The organism is Kitasatospora sp. NPDC015120, assembly GCF_043080305.1.
Classification (GTDB): domain Bacteria; phylum Actinomycetota; class Actinomycetes; order Streptomycetales; family Streptomycetaceae; genus Kitasatospora.
Genome location: NZ_JBIBVJ010000082.1, coordinates 1 through 1,111 on the forward strand (window position 1 = coordinate 1; position 1,111 = coordinate 1,111).

The window sequence follows — 1,111 nt, forward strand, 5'->3', positions numbered from 1 at the left end:
GGGCGCGGGCAGGGCTCGGTGGTCGAGCTTGCCGTTGGGGGTGAGGGGGATGTCGTCGATGGTGACGAAGGCGGCGGGGACCATGTAGCGGGGGAGGGTGGCGGTGAGGTGGTCGCGCAGGTCGGTGGGGTCGGGGGTGTGGTGGTCGGTGGGGACGAGGTAGGCGACGAGTTGTTTGCCCTTGTCGGTGTCGTGGGTGGTGACGACGGCGTCGCGGATGTGGGGGTGGGTGGTGAGGGTGGTTTGGATTTCGCCGAGTTCGATGCGGTAGCCGTGGATTTTGACTTGGGTGTCGATGCGGTCGAGGAATTCGAGGGTGCCGTCGGGGAGGCGGCGGGCGAGGTCGCCGGAGCGGTACATGCGGGAGCCGGGTTCGCCCCAGGGGTTGGGGATGAAGCGTTCGGCGGTGAGGTCGGGGCGGTTGAGGTAGCCGCGGGCGACGCCGGGGCCGGCGATGTGGATTTCGCCGGGGATGCCGGTGGGGACGAGGTGGCCGCGTTCGTCGAGGAGGTGGGTGTGCATGCCGTGGAAGGGGCGGCCGATGGGGTTGCGGGAGTCGGTGGTGAGGTTGTGTTCGGTGAGGTGGTGGTGGGTGGTGATGACGGTGGTTTCGGTGATGCCGTACATGTTGTGGAGGGTGGGGGTGGTGATGCCGACGCGGTTGGTCCAGGGGAGGAGGGTGGTGCCTTCGAGTTTTTCGGCGGCGAGGACGACGGTGCGCAGGTGGAGTCGGTCGATGCGGGGGTCGTTGTCGGCGGCGAGGGTGGTGAGGGAGCGGAAGGCGGTGGGGGTTTGGCAGAGGATGGTGACTTTTTGGTCGACGAGGAGGTCGAGGAGGTCGTCGGGGGAGCGGGTGGTGTGGGTGGGGACGATGACGAGGCGGCCGCCGTGGAGGAGGGGGCCCCACATTTCCCAGACGGAGTAGTCGAAGGCGTAGGTGTGGAAGAGGGTCCAGACGTCGGTGTGGGTGAAGGTGAGTTCGCGGGCGGCGCGGCGCATCATGTGCCAGATGTTGGTGTGGGCGAGGGTGACGCCCTTGGGGGTGCCGGTGGAGCCGGAGGTGTAGATGACGTAGATCAGGTTGTCCGGGCGGACGTCGACCGACGGGTTG

General features: G+C 68.0%; 1 protein-coding gene. It reads right to left on the bottom strand.

The window, feature by feature from the left end:
• Positions 1-1,111, bottom strand: a 1,111-nt coding sequence (locus ACF1AK_RS36460) for an amino acid adenylation domain-containing protein (protein ID WP_391503095.1), incomplete at both ends; no start/stop codon positions are given.